The 16,198-nt window shown below is 66.4% G+C and carries 18 protein-coding genes; 8 read left to right on the top strand and 10 right to left on the bottom strand.

Annotated features, from left to right (window positions below; translation table 11 throughout):
* Window positions 1-15: 15 nt before the first annotated feature.
* Window positions 16-267 (bottom strand): ubiquinone biosynthesis accessory factor UbiK, encoded by a 252-nt coding sequence (ubiK, locus tag A7X97_RS16055; protein ID WP_088497368.1) that lies wholly within the window; start codon window positions 265-267, stop codon window positions 16-18.
* 73 nt (window positions 268-340) lie between these two features.
* Here ubiK (A7X97_RS16055) and A7X97_RS16060 point away from each other — a divergent pair, with 73 nt between their 5' ends.
* Complete coding sequence (locus A7X97_RS16060; RefSeq protein WP_111008175.1) at window positions 341-1,270, top strand: hypothetical protein; 930 nt, start codon at window positions 341-343, stop codon at window positions 1,268-1,270.
* 35 nt (window positions 1,271-1,305) lie between these two features.
* Here A7X97_RS16060 and ubiK (A7X97_RS16065) read toward each other — a convergent pair whose 3' ends face one another.
* Window positions 1,306-1,563, bottom strand: coding sequence for a ubiquinone biosynthesis accessory factor UbiK (gene ubiK / locus A7X97_RS16065; RefSeq protein ID WP_069138732.1), 258 nt, complete (start codon window positions 1,561-1,563; stop codon window positions 1,306-1,308).
* A 155-nt stretch (window positions 1,564-1,718) separates the two neighbouring features.
* Between ubiK (A7X97_RS16065) and A7X97_RS16070 the strand changes: the two genes are divergently transcribed.
* Window positions 1,719-2,057 (top strand): P-II family nitrogen regulator, encoded by a 339-nt coding sequence (locus A7X97_RS16070; RefSeq protein WP_005411374.1) that lies wholly within the window; start codon window positions 1,719-1,721, stop codon window positions 2,055-2,057.
* A 125-nt stretch (window positions 2,058-2,182) separates the two neighbouring features.
* Here the strand turns inward: A7X97_RS16070 and A7X97_RS16075 are convergent, their stop codons facing one another.
* Window positions 2,183-2,842: an RIO1 family regulatory kinase/ATPase domain-containing protein gene (locus A7X97_RS16075; protein ID WP_100478874.1), complete on the bottom strand. Its 660-nt coding sequence runs from the start codon at window positions 2,840-2,842 to the stop codon at window positions 2,183-2,185.
* A 436-nt stretch (window positions 2,843-3,278) separates the two neighbouring features.
* On the opposite strand from A7X97_RS16075, the gene A7X97_RS16080 reads away from it, so the two are divergent.
* Window positions 3,279-4,184, top strand: a complete 906-nt coding sequence (locus A7X97_RS16080; RefSeq protein WP_032954620.1) for an aspartyl/asparaginyl beta-hydroxylase domain-containing protein — start codon at window positions 3,279-3,281, stop codon at window positions 4,182-4,184.
* 124 nt (window positions 4,185-4,308) lie between these two features.
* On the opposite strand, the gene speE is transcribed toward A7X97_RS16080, so the two are convergent.
* Window positions 4,309-5,163 carry a polyamine aminopropyltransferase gene (speE, locus tag A7X97_RS16085; RefSeq protein ID WP_111008176.1) on the bottom strand — a complete coding sequence of 285 codons (855 nt, stop codon included), beginning with the start codon at window positions 5,161-5,163 and terminating at the stop codon, window positions 4,309-4,311.
* A 191-nt stretch (window positions 5,164-5,354) separates the two neighbouring features.
* Between speE and speA the strand changes: the two genes are divergently transcribed.
* Together speA and A7X97_RS16095 are read left to right on the top strand one after the other, a co-directional pair.
* Window positions 5,355-7,244, top strand: a complete 1,890-nt coding sequence (gene speA, locus A7X97_RS16090; protein ID WP_111008177.1) for an arginine decarboxylase — start codon at window positions 5,355-5,357, stop codon at window positions 7,242-7,244.
* Window positions 7,245-7,281: 37 nt separating this feature from the next.
* On the top strand, window positions 7,282-7,602 hold the full coding sequence (locus A7X97_RS16095) for a DUF6122 family protein (RefSeq protein ID WP_005411369.1): 321 nt from the start codon (window positions 7,282-7,284) through the stop codon (window positions 7,600-7,602).
* 132 nt (window positions 7,603-7,734) lie between these two features.
* Here A7X97_RS16095 and A7X97_RS16100 read toward each other — a convergent pair whose 3' ends face one another.
* From A7X97_RS16100 to A7X97_RS16110, 3 genes are read right to left on the bottom strand one after another with little or no spacing between them, the layout of a single operon-like run.
* Complete coding sequence (locus tag A7X97_RS16100; RefSeq protein WP_111008178.1) at window positions 7,735-9,054, bottom strand: sensor histidine kinase; 1,320 nt, start codon at window positions 9,052-9,054, stop codon at window positions 7,735-7,737.
* Window positions 9,051-9,710 carry a response regulator transcription factor gene (locus A7X97_RS16105; protein WP_072167932.1) on the bottom strand — a complete coding sequence of 220 codons (660 nt, stop codon included), beginning with the start codon at window positions 9,708-9,710 and terminating at the stop codon, window positions 9,051-9,053. The genes A7X97_RS16100 and A7X97_RS16105 overlap by 4 nt, the downstream gene beginning before the upstream one ends.
* Window positions 9,710-10,000 carry a PepSY domain-containing protein gene (locus tag A7X97_RS16110; protein WP_072167931.1) on the bottom strand — a complete coding sequence of 97 codons (291 nt, stop codon included), beginning with the start codon at window positions 9,998-10,000 and terminating at the stop codon, window positions 9,710-9,712. The genes A7X97_RS16105 and A7X97_RS16110 overlap by 1 nt, the downstream gene beginning before the upstream one ends.
* A 155-nt stretch (window positions 10,001-10,155) precedes the next feature.
* Here A7X97_RS16110 and A7X97_RS16115 point away from each other — a divergent pair, with 155 nt between their 5' ends.
* Window positions 10,156-10,590, top strand: a complete 435-nt coding sequence (locus A7X97_RS16115; RefSeq protein ID WP_072167930.1) for a PepSY domain-containing protein — start codon at window positions 10,156-10,158, stop codon at window positions 10,588-10,590.
* An 83-nt stretch (window positions 10,591-10,673) separates the two neighbouring features.
* On the opposite strand, the gene A7X97_RS16120 is transcribed toward A7X97_RS16115, so the two are convergent.
* From A7X97_RS16120 to A7X97_RS16130, 3 genes are all read right to left on the bottom strand, one after another.
* On the bottom strand, window positions 10,674-11,156 hold the full coding sequence (locus tag A7X97_RS16120) for a hypothetical protein (protein WP_065178855.1): 483 nt from the start codon (window positions 11,154-11,156) through the stop codon (window positions 10,674-10,676).
* 126 nt (window positions 11,157-11,282) lie between these two features.
* Window positions 11,283-12,491, bottom strand: a complete 1,209-nt coding sequence (locus A7X97_RS16125) for an NAD(P)/FAD-dependent oxidoreductase (protein WP_111008179.1) — start codon at window positions 12,489-12,491, stop codon at window positions 11,283-11,285.
* A 12-nt stretch (window positions 12,492-12,503) separates the two neighbouring features.
* Entirely contained in the window at window positions 12,504-12,998 is a 495-nt protein-coding gene (locus tag A7X97_RS16130) for a lipocalin family protein (RefSeq protein WP_005419954.1), read from the bottom strand.
* Window positions 12,999-13,180: 182 nt separating this feature from the next.
* On the opposite strand from A7X97_RS16130, the gene A7X97_RS16135 reads away from it, so the two are divergent.
* Both A7X97_RS16135 and A7X97_RS16140 read left to right on the top strand, forming a co-directional pair.
* On the top strand, window positions 13,181-13,429 hold the full coding sequence (locus A7X97_RS16135) for a hypothetical protein (protein ID WP_005419952.1): 249 nt from the start codon (window positions 13,181-13,183) through the stop codon (window positions 13,427-13,429).
* A gap of 89 nt (window positions 13,430-13,518) precedes the next feature.
* Complete coding sequence (locus A7X97_RS16140) at window positions 13,519-15,936, top strand: DUF3772 domain-containing protein (protein WP_111008180.1); 2,418 nt, start codon at window positions 13,519-13,521, stop codon at window positions 15,934-15,936.
* Window positions 15,937-16,198 lie beyond the last annotated feature (262 nt).

Genomic DNA, 16,198 nt, shown 5'->3' on the forward strand with positions numbered 1-16,198 from the left:
GTGCGCCTCCTTTTTTCATTCTGCGGCGCCGCGCCCTTCCAGCTCGCGCACGGCGGTTTCCAGTGCGTCCAGCTTCTGGCGGGTCTTCAGCAGCACGGCGCGCTGCACTTCGAACTCCTCGCGGGTGACCAGGTCGAGCTTGGCCAGGCCGGCGTGCAGCGCGCTCTTGAAGGTGGCCCGCAGTTCCTCGCGCGACTCGCGCAGGCCCGGCGGCACCAGGTCGCTGAGGCGACGGGCGAGATCATCGAGTTGATTCAGGTCGATCATGGGGAGGGGGCCGTGGGGTAACAGCCGGTTCGATCTTCAGCCCGCCGAGTTAAACCACGCATGAAACCTTGTGATGGCTTCCTCAGTCCATTCCCTAGGACTTTTCGAGCACAAAGGCAGTGGCTGGCGGGGCTTGTTAGGAAAAGGGCTACAGCTCATTGACCGGGCGTACGATGCGCGCAACAGGATTTCGACGCTAACGTTCCCCGATGGGAACGGAAGCCAGACTTGGAGTTACGCCGCAGATGGGCTTCCAACACAGGTAGTCACGCTCGCCAATACCAATCAGAAGGGGACAGTCACTGTCGATCTCAGCAAGGTCGACAGCCCAAAGACGGGGGTGCAGGTGATCGCCCAAGAAGATCAGCACGATATTGATACGGCGGAGCGTGGACGCGCCGCGGCCACCAGTGATGAGGTTCGTGCCACAGAGCGGAGTGCTTACGGCACGGAGGCGGTTGTTGCTAAAGGCCTTGGGATCAACATCAGCAAGGGTGAACAGGCCAAGGGGGGAGGGTTCTGTTGCAAACTGGGAAGCGCGTCAGCCCAAGACCGAGAAGGACAAATGACTATGAAATCTGCGTCATTGGTGCCCATGCTGGGCCTGCTGCTATCTGCATATGCCAGTGTAGGGGCGGCAGCGGTAAAAGACGATCCTCATGAAGAAGTGCTGTGTGCCATCACTAAGAATCCCGGCAAATATGATCGGGATGAGGTCGTGTTGTCAGCTCGATATGTAACGGATAACCGCCACGAAGAGGTTCTGCGCAACTCCCGCTGTAGCGATGGCGCACGAATCCTCGATATCGGCAAGCATGGGGCCGCCAGTTCGGTCGCACGTTTTTACGCCGAACAGAAGCGCATATGCCTGGAGCGTAACAGTCCTGGCCTGTGCAATGTCTCTGCCAGCGTGCAGGTGTCCGGCCGGATTCGGCTGACGCAGGATCGTGCCGTGTTCGATCTCGAGGACGTGAGGCACTTCGCGTTTGACGATGAGCGGTAGTCTGCTTTTCGCCTCGCTGTCTGGCGAAAGTGGCGTCAACTCAAATCTGATGTCGAGCGCCTTTCCAGCTCACGCACGGTCGCTTCCAGTGCATCCAACTTCTCGCGGGTCTTCAACAACACAGCACGCTGCACTTCAAACTCTTCGCGCGTCACCAGGTCCAGTTTGGCCAGCCCCGCCTGCAGCGCGCTCTTGAAGGTGGCCTGCAGTTCCTCGCGCGACTCGCGCAGGCCCGGCGGCACCAGGTCGCTGAGGCGACGGGCGAGGTCATCGATTTGGTTCAGGTCGATCATGGGGTGCTCCGTGGGGGTGGGCCCGTGCATCCGGCGCGGGCAGGCCGTTCGCACACAAGGATACTGCTGGCACCCACTGCCCGGACAGGCCGCAGCGGCTTCGCACGGGCCACGTTCAGGCGCTATCCTCCACGCCGGAAGACAGGAGATAGACGATGAAGATGGTCATGGCGGTGATCAAGCCGTTCAAGCTCGACGACGTGCGCGAAGCACTGGCCGAGCGTGGGGTTACCGGCATCACGGTGACGGAAGTGAAGGGCTTTGGTCGCCAGAAGGGCCATACCGAGCTGTACCGTGGCGCGGAGTATGTGGTCGATTTCCTGCCGAAGGTGAAGCTGGAAGTGGCGGTGACCGATGACCAGGTGGAGGCGGTGGTTGAGGCCATCGTGAAGGCCGCCGGCACCGGCAAGATCGGTGACGGCAAGGTGTTCGTGTACGACCTGGGCAGCGTGGTGCGTATTCGTACCGGTGAACTGGACGCTGACGCGTTGTAACCCGTTTGGCGGGATGTTGTAGAGCCGAGCCGATGCTCGGCTGCATTTCGCGCGATGCAGGAACAGCAGCCGAGCGCGGGCTCGGCTCTACAAAGAGCGGTAACGCGGTCGAGCGAGCTCGACCCCTACCGGCGCTTCGCCCACTTGTAGAACCGCTTCCAGCCCTGCCGCACCGCGGCCACCCAGCCCGGGTCGGCCACCAGTGCAGCCTGCGCGGCACTCGGGGCCTGGCCGGTTACGCGCTGGCGGATCTTCAGCAGGTTCTTCATGTCGCTGCGGCGCATCTGCCGGCTCAGTGGATTGCGGCGCAGCCAGCGCGGGGCGCGCCAGGCCGAGGTGAAATCCAGCAGCACCGGCACGCCGCCGCTGACCACCACGTTGGTGCCATGCAGGTCGTTGTGGGTGATGCCGGCGGCATGCAGGCGACTGAGCGCGTGCTGCAGCTGCTCGAACACTTCATTGCCGACGGCCTGCGCGGTGCTGAGCGTCTGGCCGGGGATGAACTCCATGCCCAGCGCCAGGCCGCCCAGGGTGCCGAGCAGTGCGGGGGCATGCTTCCAGCCGCCGAGGCGCTGCAGCATGCGTGCTTCACGGCGCACCATCAGCCGCGCGATCAGCGAAACGGGGGTGCCGCGGTAGCGGGAGTAGTCCTTGATGACCGCCTCGCGCCCGTCCAGGCAGGTGCGGTAGACATCCGGGGCCAGGAAACGCTCGCCGCGCTTGAGCAGCAGCGGGGAGGCGGCGTCATCGCCGCAGGAAGAGGATGGCAGGGCAGGAAGGTGCATGTCGGGGTCTCGGACGACCCGGTGGGTGGCGCAAAGCGTCAAGCGAACCGGTGTTACAGGGAGTTACTAAGTTTTCGTTAATTTTAGTACTCGCCAGTTCGCTATTCCACGATTTGTCGGAGAAATGTCGGGGCCGTGGCTGGAACAGTTCGTCGCGCAGAATCGGACAATTCTGTCTCACTTATTCCAGTTGTGCTTTAGTATCAACCGCTTGCGCGCTCAGCCCTGCGCCTCGTCCACAACCGGCTGAACGCGGCGCACGGGCAACTTGACCCCGGCGCACGGCCTGCCGACCATAAGCTGTTAGCCCGCGACATCGGCGGCCGCCCCCCTCCGGCACGTCCCCGTCCCCTGCCGCGTTCCCCACCGGTGCTGGCCGCCTGGCCGTGCATCGCCCCGTTTCCCGTTCCGGCCGCGGCTGGAGGAAAGTGCTTTGATCATCAAAATCGTCATTGCAGCGCTGTTCGTGGCCTGCGTGCTGTACATCCACTTCCGTGGCAAGGTCCGCGCGCGCTGGTCGCGCCAGCTGCTGGACCACTCCAGTTTCATGGCCCCGATCAACGTGGTCATGTACATGTTCTCGAAGGTGCCGACCACGCCGTTCCTGGACCCGGGCAAGGAGTTCCCGCAGCTGGAGCCGCTGCGCCAGAACTGGCAGATGATCCGCGACGAGGCGCTGGCGCTGCGCGACGCGCAGAAGATCGCCGCCTCCAGCACGTTCAACGATGCCGGCTTCAATTCGTTCTTCCGCCGAGGCTGGAAGCGCTTCTACCTGAAGTGGTACGGCCCGTCGCACCCGTCGGCGAAGACGCTGTGCCCGAAGACCACGGCGCTGATCGAGTCGATCCCGGATGTGCGTGCGGCGATGTTCGCGCAGCTGCCGCCGGGCAGTGAGCTGCGCCCGCACCGCGACCCGTTCGCCGGCTCGCTGCGCCTGCACCTGGGCCTGAGCACGCCCAACGACGATGCCTGCTACATCGAAGTGGACGGCATCAAGAAGAGCTGGCGCGACGGCGAGTGGATGATGTTCGACGAGACCTACATCCACCATGCGCACAACGAGACCCAGCAGGACCGCGTGATCCTGTTCTGCGACATCGCCCGCCCGCTGCGCTTCGGCCTGCCGGGGCTGTTCAACCGCGCGGTGGCGGCCACACTGCTGGCCGGCGGCGCCTCGCCCAACCTGCCGGGTGACCCGACCGGTGGCGTCAACAAGGCATTCGGCAGCGTCTACAAGGTGCGCCTGAAGGCCAAGGCACTGCGCGAGCGCAGCGTGGTGGCCTACCAGCTGATCAAGTGGGGCCTGGTGGTGGCGGTGATCGCGGGTATCTGGGCGCTGTAACTGTAGAGCCGAGCCCATGCTCGGCTTGGTTTACCGCAACCTGTCCGAAGAGCAGCCGAGCGTGGGCTCGGCTCTACAGAAAGCAGAAAACCCGCGCTGTCGCCAGCGCGGGTTTTTCTTTGGATCAACCCTTCAATGCAGCCTGCACGAACGGCGGGGTCACCAGTACGCCGGTGTGCAGCGCGGCGGTGTAGTACAGGGTGTTGAAGGCCTTGGCGGCCGAGTCGGCCTGGCGGAAGTCGAAGCTGCTGTCGCCCTTGCGCGCCATGGTCACGCTCCACCAGCCGGTGGGGTAGCACGGCTGCGGGAACGGCAGGGTCTTGAACGAACCGAAGCCGGCCTTGCCCATCTCGGTGCGCATTTCGTTGATCAGCGCCAGCTGCATCAGCGGCGACTCGGACTGCTGCACCAGGATGCCGTCGTCCTTCAGGGCCTTGAAGCAGCTCTCGTAGAAGGCCTTGTTGAACAGGCCCTCACCCGGGCCGACCGGGTCGGTCGAGTCCACGATCACCACGTCCACGCTGCCGGCCGGGCAGTTGGCCATGTAGGCCACGCCGTCGTCGAACAGCAGCTCGGCGCGGGCGTCGTCGTTGGAGTCGCACAGTTCCGGGAAGTGCTTGCGCGCCATCACGGTGACCTGCTCGTCGATATCGCACTGGGTCACGCTCTCCACGCCGGTGTGCTTGAGCACTTCGCGCAGGGTGCCGCAGTCGCCGCCACCGATGATCACCACGCGCTTGGGCGCGGCGTGGGTGAACAGCACCGGGTGGCTGATCATCTCGTGGTAGAAGAAGTTGTCCTTGCTGGTCAGCATGATGGCCCCGTCGATGGTCATCAGGTTGCCCCAGTCGGTGGTCTGGAAGATCTCGATCTTCTGGAACGGCGACTGCACCTCGTCCAGCTTGCCGGTGATGCGGTAGCCGATGGCCGAGCCGGTGCGCTCGAAGTGTTCGATGTACCAGTTGTTGCTGTCAGTCATGGGAAAACAGTCCTGTTCGGAGGGGTGGAGCCGGGCTGGCGGGCGGGGCCGCGTGGCACAGATGCCACATCCGGACGGATCGGCCCGTTCAGGTTGGAACCTGTCACGGGCGCGGGCGCGCATGATAACGAACCTGTGGGCACATAGGCGTTATCATGCCCCCCCTTTTATTGCCAACAAGGCCGACTGAAATGACCGATTGGTCCCTCGACCAAGCCCGCAAGACCTACTCGATCCCGCATTGGGCGGACGGTTACTTCGACGTGGATCAGGCCGGGCACATGGTGGTGAGACCGACCGGGGCGGACGGCCCGGTGGTGTCGCTGCCCAAGGTGGTCGACGCGGCGCGGGCGGCGGGCGCCAAGCTGCCGCTGCTGGTGCGCTTCCCGGACATCCTCGGCCAGCGCCTGGGCAAGCTGCAGGCGGCCTTCGCCCAGGCCCAGCAGGACTGGGAGTACAGCGGCGGCTACACCGCCGTGTACCCGATCAAGGTCAACCAGACCCGCGGCGTGGCCGGCACCCTGGCCAGCCACCACGGCGAGGGCTTCGGCCTGGAAGCGGGCAGCAAGCCCGAGCTGATGGCCGTGCTGGCGCTGTCGCGCCCGGGCGGGCTGATCGTCTGCAACGGCTACAAGGACCGCGAGTACATCCGCCTGGCCCTGATCGGCCGCAAGCTGGGCCTGCAGACCTTCATCGTCATCGAGAAGCCGTCCGAGCTGAAGCTGGTGCTGGAAGAGTCCAAGTCGCTGGACGTGAAGCCTGGCCTGGGCGTGCGCATGCGCCTGGCCTCGCTGGGCGCCGGCAAGTGGCAGAACAGCGGTGGCGACAAGGCCAAGTTCGGCCTGTCGCCGCGCCAGCTGCTGGACCTGTGGAAGTCGCTGCGTGACACCGAGTACGCCGACTGCCTGAACCTGCTGCACTTCCACATGGGCTCGCAGATCTCCAACGTGCGCGACATCGCCAACGGCATGCGCGAAGCCACCCGCTACTTCGTGGAGCTGTCGCGCCTGGGCGCGAAGATCACCCACGTCGATGTGGGCGGTGGCCTGGGCGTGGACTATGAAGGCACCCGTTCGCGCAGCTTCTGCTCGATCAACTACGGCCTGCATTCCTACGCCAGCAACATCGTGCAGCCGCTGGCCAATGCCTGCGAAGAGTTCGGCCTGACCCCACCGCGCATCGTCACCGAGTGCGGCCGCGCGATGACCGCGCACCACGCGGTGCTGATCGCCAACGTCTCGGAAGTGGAAGAGGCGCAGGAAGGCCGCGTGCCGGACCAGCACGACGACGAGCCGGCGGCGATTCGCCACCTGCGCGAGATCCATGACGAGCTGGACGTGCGCCCCGCGGTGGAACTGTTCCAGGAAGCCCAGCATTTCCATGCCGAAGGCCTGGCCAGCTACGCGCTGGGCCAGATCGACCTGCCGCAGCGTGCGCGCATCGACGACCTGTTCTATGCCATCGCCCATGGCGTGCGTGCGCGCCTGAGCTATGACGAGAAGAGCCATCGCCCGGTATTGGACGAACTGAACGAGCGCCTGGTCGACAAGTATTTCGTCAACTTCAGCGTGTTCGAATCGATCCCGGACGTGTGGGCGATCGACCAGGTGTTCCCGATCGTGCCGATCGAGCGCCTGGATGAAACCCCGGACCGCCGCGGCATCATCGCCGACATGACCTGCGACTCGGATGGCATGGTGGAAACCTATGTCGAGAACGAGAGCCTGGACAGCTCGCTGCCGCTGCACAAGATGAAGCCGGGCGAGAGCTATCGCATCGGTTTCTTCATGGTCGGTGCCTACCAGGAAATCCTGGGCGACATCCACAACCTGTTCGGCGATACCGACGCGGTGGAAGTGCTGGCCGATGCCGATGGCTATGCCATTACCCAGCAGCGCCGTGGCGATACCACCGACGTGATGCTGGACTACGTGGGTTACCGCCTGGACGAACTGCGGGCGACCTATGCGCAGCGCGTGGCTGCAGCGCAGCTGTCGCCGGAACGCGCGCAGGAACTGTCGGACGCGCTGGAAGCCGGCTTGACCGGTTACACCTACCTGTCTGACGAACCGCTGGTGTGATGGACGGCACCGGGCCCGCCCGGTGCCACTGTTGCCGATGAGCGCGCGCGCGATCTTCCACCTGTTCCTGCATGCCGCCGTGCCAGCCCTGCTGGCATGGCTGTTCTGGCGCAAGCGCTTCGCCTCGGCGTGGTTGTTGATGCTGCTGGGCTGGATCATCGACCTGGACCATCTGCTGGCCGACCCGATCTATGCACCGAACCGCTGCAGCATTGGTTTCCATCCGCTGCACACCGCACCGGCCATTGCGGTCTATGCCGGGCTGTGCGTGCCGAAGAAAACGCGTTTGTTCGGCATCGGTCTGATCATCCACATCGTGCTGGACGCAATTGATTGCTGGTGGATGCACCACCGTTGATGCTTGCTGCACGGCGACCGGTCGGATTGGCGCTTGGTAGAGCCGGCCGCTGGCCGGTTTCCGCAGGGTGTTCCCGGTGACCACGTGGTTGCCGGCCAGCGGCCGGCACTACCCACCGTCAGGTTGGTCGTTTCACCCCACCGGCAGCCACAACGTCGCGCGCAGGCCCGGCTGTACATTCTCCAGCGCCACGCGTCCGCCATAACTGGCGGCGATATCTCCGACGATCGCCAGCCCCAATCCACTGCTGCCCACGCGCTCATCCAGCCGCACGCCACGCTGGGTGACCCGTTGCAGGGCGTCCGCGGCCAGGCCGGGGCCGTCGTCGCGGACCTCAATGCGCAACTGGCCGTCGTCGGCTTCCGCGCTGACCTGGACCTGCCGCTGTGCCCAGCGCCCGGCATTGTCCAGCAGGTTGCCCAGCATCTCTTCCAAGTCCGCACTGGCACCGGCGAACTGCAGCGTCGGGTCGATGCCCGCCGCCGTGAACGCGATGCCACGTTCGCCATGCACGCGTGCCATCAGCCGGCACATCGCCTGAGCGACGGCCGCCACGCCGGTCCGCTGGCGATGGTCGGCGGCCAGTCCTGCAGCCAGGTAACGGTCGACACTGGCCTGCATACGCGCACTCTGCTCGCGCACGGTGGCCCGCCAGTGCGCGCCATCGCCGTCGGCTTCGGTGGCCAGTACGCTCAGCGGGGTTTTCAGCGCATGCGCCAGATCCTGTGCACTGGTGCGTGCGCGTGCGACCATGCGTTGCTGGTGGTCCAGCAGCGCGTTGAGTTCTTCCCCCAGCGGTGCGACTTCCGCGCCCAGCCCTTGGGTTTCGATGCGCTGCGCATCGCCGCGCCGTACCCGTTCCAGCTGCGCACCGAGGCGATGCAGTGGGCGCAGGCCGAAGTGCACCTGGCTGGCCAGCACCGCCAGCCAGGCGGCGACCAGCACGCCCAGCGCGATGGCGGTGCGCTTGCGGAATGCAGCGACATCCGCATCCAACGCACTGCGATCAGTGGCAACCACGGCCACGAACGGTTCGCTGGCGCGTGGCAGGCGCACCTGCTGCACGCGTGCGCGCAGGGATTGCTGCAGCGGCCCGGGCAGGTTGCGGGTGGCCGGCTCGGCAACCGGCGCCGGCAGGGTTTCATCCCACAGCGAGCGTGACTGCAGCAGCACGCGGCCATCGGCACCGGCGATCTGCCAGTAGGCACCGGAGAACACGCGCTGGAAGCGTGCGTCATTGGGTTCCTGGCGCAGGCGCAGCTGTCCGTCCGCATCCACTTCGGCCTGCGCCAGCAGGGTCAGCATGTCCTGCTGCAGTTCGTGGTCGAGGCGGTCGCGCGCGCTGCGCTTGAACAGCTCGCCCAGCAACGCGCTGGCCAGCAGCGAGACCAGCAGCAGGCCGACGCCGCCGGCCAGCAGCAGGCGCCGTCGCAGCGATGGTTGCCGGCTCACGGCGCGGCCAGCCGCCAGCCCTGGCCGCGCACGGTCTGGATCAGGTCGATGCCGAGCTTGCGTCGCACGCGTCCGAGCAGCACGTCCAGTGCATTGGAGTCCGGGTCGTGGCCACCGTCGAACACCTGATCGCCCAGCCGGTCGCGGCCGATCACCTGTCCGCTGTGATGGATGAAGTAGCTGAGCAGGCGGAACTCCTGCGGACTGAGCGGCAGCGCCTGCCCATCCAGCTCAAAGCGGCCGGCGTTGACGTCCAGCTGCAGCGGGCCGCAGTGCAGGCGCGGGCTGGCGTGGCCATGGCTGCGACGGATCAGTGCACGCAGCCGCAGCACCAGTTCGTCGGCCTGGAACGGTTTGGTCAGGTAGTCGTCGGCGCCGGCATCGAAGCCAGCCAGCTTGTCGTGCCAGCGCGCCCGCGCGGTCAGCACCAGCACCGGAAAGCTGCGGCCATTGCCGCGCCAGCGCTCGATCATGCTCAGTCCGTCCAGCCCGGGCAGGCCCAAGTCGACGATGGCGGCCTGCAGGTCTTCGACCTGGCCGATCTCCTCGGCCTCGCGGCCGTCAGCGACCACCGCCACCACATAGCCGGCCTGTTCCAGCAGGGGCACCAGGCGCTGTGCCAGTGCGGCATCGTCTTCGGCCAACAGGATGCGCATCAGTCGTCGAGCTCCGTCTTCAGCAGCTTTCCGCTGCGCGCATCATAGTCCAGCTCCACTACTACGCCGTCGCCGCGCAGGATCTCCACTTCGTAGACGCCGTCGTCCAGCTCCACTTCCAGGAGCTGGCCCGGGTAGCGCTTGAGCGCATCGCGCACCACGCTTTCCAGCGGCACGTAGCGGCCCTGCTGCACGGCACGGCGCGCGACCTGCTGCGCCGGGTCCTGTACGGGCGCAGCGGCGATCGGGGAGCCGGCCAGGGCCAGCAGCAGGGGCAGGGTGGGAAGCATGCGGGTGCAGAAAGAAAGAAGGAGGGGTTCAGGCGCGAGTGTGCCGGGGATGACTAACAGCCGGCTAACAGCCACGGCTAAGGCGCTGTTAACCGAGGCATGCATCGTGGCGTTGCCGGGATGGTCCGGCCACGAACACGAACAGGAGAACCCCCATGTTGAAGTCGCTCACCCTCGCCACCGTTGCCCTGCTGGCCATTGCACCGGCCGCACAGGCCGCACCGCTGGGCATGGCCCAGGTCGAACAGACCCTGCGCAAGGCCGGCTACACCCAGATCCACGAGATCGAACGCGATGACGGCCTGTGGGAAGCCGACGTGAGCCGCGCCGATGGCCGCTTCAGCGAAGTCTACGTGGACCCGAAGACCGGCGAGATCTTCGATGAGCACAGCGGCCGCGCGCTGCTGACCACCGAGCAGGTGCTGGCACGGGCGCAGTCGCATGGCCTGCGCGAGATCCATTCGCTGGAACGCGATGGGGCGACCTGGTCGCTGGAAGCCCGCAATGCCCGCAACCAGAAGGTGGAGGTGCGCCTGAGCGGTTACGACGGCCGCATCCTGCACAGCGAGCGCGATGGCTGGCTGGATTGACGTTGGCCTCTGTAGAGCCGAGCCCATGCTCGGCTTTGCGGCCAACCGTAGCCGAGCATGGGCTCGGCTCTACAGAGGCTGGCTTACCAGCCGTACGGCGGCGGGTAGTCCCAATAGCCCGGGCCGCGGCCGTAATAGCCGCCATACGGGCCGAAGAAGCCCGGGCCCTTGCCCTCGCTCACATGGATGTTGACGTTGACCCCGTGGGTCTTGCCCTCATCGGTGGTGTAGTTCTTGCTCAAATTCAGCGTGGCCGCGTTGTAGTGGCTGTTGCCGCCGTTCTTGGAATAGCCGATGCCAGTGGTGAAGCTGCCCGACACCTTGACCTTGTCGTCGGTGACGTCGGCGATCTTGGCGTCGTCGTGCACGCGTGGGCCGCTCTTGTCACCGTAATAGGTGCCGGGCGGGTCCTGCTGCAGGGCCGGGTCGTTGAGGTAGCGCAGCGGCGCCTGCGGCAGCGTCAGGTCCAGGCCGGCAGCCTGCGGCGCGGTGGCGCCAGCGGCGGACTGGGCCAGCACGGTTCCCGGCAGGGCCAGGCACAGCAGCAGGGTCAGGGGGCGGATCATGACGGCGCTCCAGCGGACAGGTGGCCACGCAACACGCGGCGGTACAGGCCGACGCTAGCAGGGGTTGCTTGAATGATGCCTGTCGGCGCCCGCTTGCGGTAGAGCCAGGCCATGCCTGGCTGCACGCTACAACCGTTCGAACCCGAACAGCCCTTCCAGCGCATGCCTGCGCCGCTCGATCCGGGCCCGCAGCAGCTGGGCGCCGATCATCGAATAGGTGATGCCGTTGCCACCGTAGGCCATGGCGAAATGCACCCGCGGCCCCCACTGCGCGTGCGGGCCGAAGAAGGGCAGGCCGTCGGCGGTTTCGGCGAAGGTGCCGGCCCAGGAAAAGGCGGGCACCGGGTCCAGCCGCGGGAACCAGTGCAGGAGCTGATCCATCAGCTTTTCGGCCTTGCGCTGCACGCGCCGGTCGCGCCGCGCCGGGATATCGATGGCGTCGTCCAGCCCACCCACCAGCAGGCGGCGGTCGCCGGTGGCGCGCAGGTACAGGTACGGGCGTGCGCTCTCCCACACCATCGTGCGCTGCAGCCGGCCCAGCGTGTCCGCATCGACCGGGTCGGTGATGAAGGCGTAGCTGCTGCGGTTGCGCGCGACCCGCTGTTCAAGCCAGCGCTGGTTGGCGTAGCCCATCGCCAGGACCACGTGGCGGGCGCGGACCGTGGCGCCGGCCTCGGTCATCGCGGTCACGCCCTGCGCGCCAGGCTTCAGCGTGTGCAGCACGGTGCGGTCGTGCACATGGCCGCCGCGACGGCGCACTCGTTTGAGCAGGCCGTAGGTGAGGCAGTAGGGATCGACCCGCGCTGCCTGGCGGGTCAACAGGGCGCCGCCGGCATCCACGTCGAAGCGTTCGCGCAGGGCTTCGCGGTCCAGCCAACGCGCGTCCAGTCCAATATCACGGCGTGCAGCTCCTTCGGCCATCAGGCGCGGCACGTCGCGCCGCCGGCTGGCCAGGTACAGGCTGTCCATCTGCCGGAAGTCCACCTCCTTCAGCCCGCGTGCCACTTCAGCCAGTGCCGGGATCGCGTCAGCACAGGCAAGGTAGGCCAGGGCGGCGGCATCCTTGCCATAGCGCTCGGCCAGTTCCAGCAGATGGGTATCGATCTCATACTGCAACAGCGCGGTGCTGGCCGCCGTGCTGCCCCAGCCGATGTCGCGCTGCTCGATCACCGCCACCTCGTGGCCGTGGGCGGACAGTTCGTCGGCGATCAGCGCACCGGTGATGCCGCCACCGACCACCAGCACGTCGCAGCGCAGATCCTGCTTCAGCGGGGGAAACGCCTGCAGCAGTCCGTTGCGCACTGCCCACCAGGGGTAGCCACTTTTCAGGTCCATGCGTGGTCGTGCTCAGGCGGTGGGGTGGCCGGTATGCGGGGTCTGGATCAGTTCGGACAGATCGAAGCCCTGCAGGCGGGCCGCGGCCAGATAATGGTCCTGCACGGTCGCGTCCAGGCGTGGCTCGCGCGCCAGCAGCCACAGGTACTTGCGATCCGGGCTGCCGACCAGCGAGACGCTGTAGTCCGGGGCGACCTGGATCACCCAGTAGTCGCCCTTGGCGAACGGCAGCCAGCGCAGGCCCTTGGGCAGGAAGCTGACTTCCAGGCGCGCGCTGTCGTTGTCGACGGCGCAGGCCTCGCCGGTGGCCTCTTCGATCTCGCCATCCATGCGGCAGCGGTTGGTGACGCCGACGTTGCCGTTGTCGAGCAGGGTGTAGTGCGCCGATACATCGGTGCAGCCTTCCGGCTCGTGGCGCATCGGCAGGCGCGCGATCTCGTACCAGGTGCCCAGGTAGCGCGGCAGCTTGAGGTCGGCGACGGTCTTCAGCGGCGGGTGCTCGGTCATCGGTCATCGTGGCAGGGGCGGGCCTCCACGATGCCGATGGGCTCGCCATGGGCGGGTGAAGCCGGGGCGATGGCCGCGTCCAGAACGATCCGTCGCCGATGCGACGTGCCTGTTGTCACCGGCATGGCGGTATCCTGCCGCCAGCGCCGTGTTTTCCTGATCCAACCGAGGTGGAGGTGCCGATGTACCAGGTGATCCTGTTGAAGAGTGAATCCGCGTTCGCGCGCGAACAGTGGCCGCAGGTCGACGACCTGGTCGACTACGAGGGCGTCAGCTACAGCCTGCGAGCCGGCCCGCGCCAGCCACTGCCGACCGACCACGAGTGGCACCCGGTGGCGGTATATGCGCCCGATGAGATCACCGAGGAAGAGTTCCAGGACTGGTACGCGCTGCAGCAGCCGACCGTGGAAGAGCTGCGCCTGAAGTACTGATACTGCTGCACGTCCCCCATCCGCCGTTTACCGCCTGTGCCGTATAGTCGCGCGCAGGCGCGGTGGTCCGCGCGAACCGGTGTGGCTGCGTGTCTTCTTTCCTGCGATCGATCCGTGCACGGGGGCCCTGGTGGGTCCTGCTGCTGTGCACTGCCTTCCTGCTGTCCGCGCCGGTGCTGGCACAGGAGGAGGACCCCACGCCCAAGCAGCAGCTGGCGGACATCGATTCGCGGTTGAAGGATGTCGAGCGCAAGCGTGGCGATGCGGAAGCCACCGAGACGCTGGCGATGCTGTCCGAGAATGCCTCGCAGGCACGGCGTGACGCCGAGGCGCTGGAAAAGGCACTGCAGCCCCAGCTGGATCGCATCAACGAGCAGCTGGCGCAGCTGGGGACGCCTGCCGAGGGCACCACGGAGCCGCCGGAGCTGGCAGCGCAGCGACGGGCCATAACCAGGCAGCGCGACGGCCTGGCCGCGTCGGTGGCCCAGGCCAAGGCCAGTGCCGTGCGTGCACAGCAGCTGGCGACCGACATCGAACAGCAGCGCACCGCACAACGCACGGAAGAACTGGGCCAGAAGGTCGCCTCGCCGCTGTCGCCTGCGTTGTGGAGCAAGGTGGCCGAGCGTCTGCCGATCGATATCGCGCGCGTTGCGCCGTTGGCCGAGCAGGGGCGTGACGCGCTGGTCGCCGGCATCCGCGCCCATGGCTGGGGCACGCCGTTGCTGGGCCTGCTGGCCGCGCTGGTGATGATGTTCCCGCTGCGGTTGTGGCTGCGCAGGCTGGGGCGGCAGTTCGCCGCGTCCGAGCGCGCGCCTGATGGACGACTGCGCCGGTCTGGCCTGGCGATGTGGCTGCTGCTGGTGGGCACGCTGCTGCCCGGTTATGCGGTAGTGGTGCTGATGGCGGCGCTGGATGCGATCGATGCCATCGCGCCGCGCCTGCAGGTGGTGGCTGACGGCCTGGAGACCGCCACCTTCCGTGCGGCCTTCATTGCCGCGCTCAGCGCCTGCCTGCTGGTGCCCAAGCGCCCGTCATGGCGGCTGTTGAACCTGGACGACACCGCCGCGCTGAAGCTGCGCAAGTATGCCTGGGGCGCGGCGGTGCTGGCCTGGCTGAGCACGGTGCTGGTGGCCCTCGACCAGGCTACGCGCACCAGCGACGTCACCACGGTGGCGTTGGACGGCCTGATTGCCCTGACCTACCTCGGCCTGATCATGGCCATGCTGGTGACCCTGGCGCGCCTGCATCGGCGGCAGACCGCCGAGGCCGAGGCCAAGCTGGAAGCACAGGCCGATGGCGTGGGAGCAACCACGCCCGTGCGCCGCAGCAGCTGGCTGGTACTGGCCCGGGTAGCGGGCAACATCGCGGTGGTGGCCGCCATCGTTGCCACGTTGCTGGGCTACCTGAATTTCGCCAAGTTCGTGAACCAGCAGCTGATCGGCGGCAGCATCGTAGTGCTGGCCGCAACCCTGCTGTTCAAGTTCGTCGATGACCTGAGCACCTGGATGCTCAACGCCGACAGCAAGGTCGGCCAGACCATCCTGCTCAGCACCGGCCTGAGCGTATCGCGGCTGGAACAGGCGGGCGTGCTGCTGTCGGCGGCGTTGCGCACCATCGTCGTACTGATCGCGCTGCTGGCGTTGGTGGCACCGTTCGGCAACATCGGCGCGGTGGTGGAGCGCTTCTCCTCGCTGTTCACGTCTGGATTCGACATTGGCGGAACCAAGCTGGAGCCGGTGCGCATCGTGCTGGCGGTGCTGGTGCTGCTGGCTGGCCTGGCCGTTACCCAGCTGGTACAGCGCTGGCTGACCGACACCTACCTGCCCAAGACCGAGCTGGACCTGGGCGCGCGCAATTCGGTGAGTACCGTTGCCCGCTATGTGGGGATCATCATCGCGGTGATCTGGGCGCTGAGCGCGATGGGGCTGCAGCTGAGCAAGCTGGCCCTGCTGGTCAGCGCGCTGTCGGTGGGTATCGGTTTCGGCCTGCAGGTGATCACCCAGAACTTCGTCTCCGGCCTGATCCTGCTGGCCGAGCGGCCGGTGAAGATCGGTGACTGGGTGAAGCTGGGTGACCAGGAGGGCGACATCCGCCGCATCAGCCTGCGTTCGACCGAGATCCAGGTGGGCGACAAGTCGACGTTGATCGTGCCCAACTCCGAGCTGGTCACCAAGACCGTGCGCAACATGACGATGGGCAACAACCAGGGCCGCATCCAGATCCAGTTCGCGGTGCCGCCCAGCACGGATGTCGGCAATCTGCGGCAGGCGCTGCTGGATGCGTACACCGCGCACACGAATGTGCTGAATCAGCCGGCACCGACGGTCTACATCGACAGCATTGCCGGTGGCCAGATCACCATCAACAGCTTCGCTTACGTTGCCAGCCCGCGGCAGGTGTACGCCACCCGCAGCGACCTGTACTTCAGCCTGCTGCAGATCCTGGCCGAGCGGAACATTCCGCTGTCGACCCCGACCGACATCCACATCATCCGCGATCCGCAGTAGTGCCGGCCGCTGGCCGGCAAGCTCAGTAGCAACAGCAACAGCAACAGCAACAGCAACAGCGTGCATTCCGTGGGATGGCGGGGCGGTGCCGGAGTGCGGGGACGCCGTGAATCCTTCCATGGAGGCTTGGCAGCCGCATCCATGCGGCTGACACCCCACACTCCGGCACCGCCCCGCCTTCGACAGATTTCCGGGTAGGTGTCGACCTTGGTCGACACATCTGTCAGATATCGAAATCGATCTGACCCCACGCCATTTCAAC

The organism is Stenotrophomonas sepilia (genome assembly GCF_003244875.1).
GTDB lineage: Bacteria > Pseudomonadota > Gammaproteobacteria > Xanthomonadales > Xanthomonadaceae > Stenotrophomonas > Stenotrophomonas sepilia.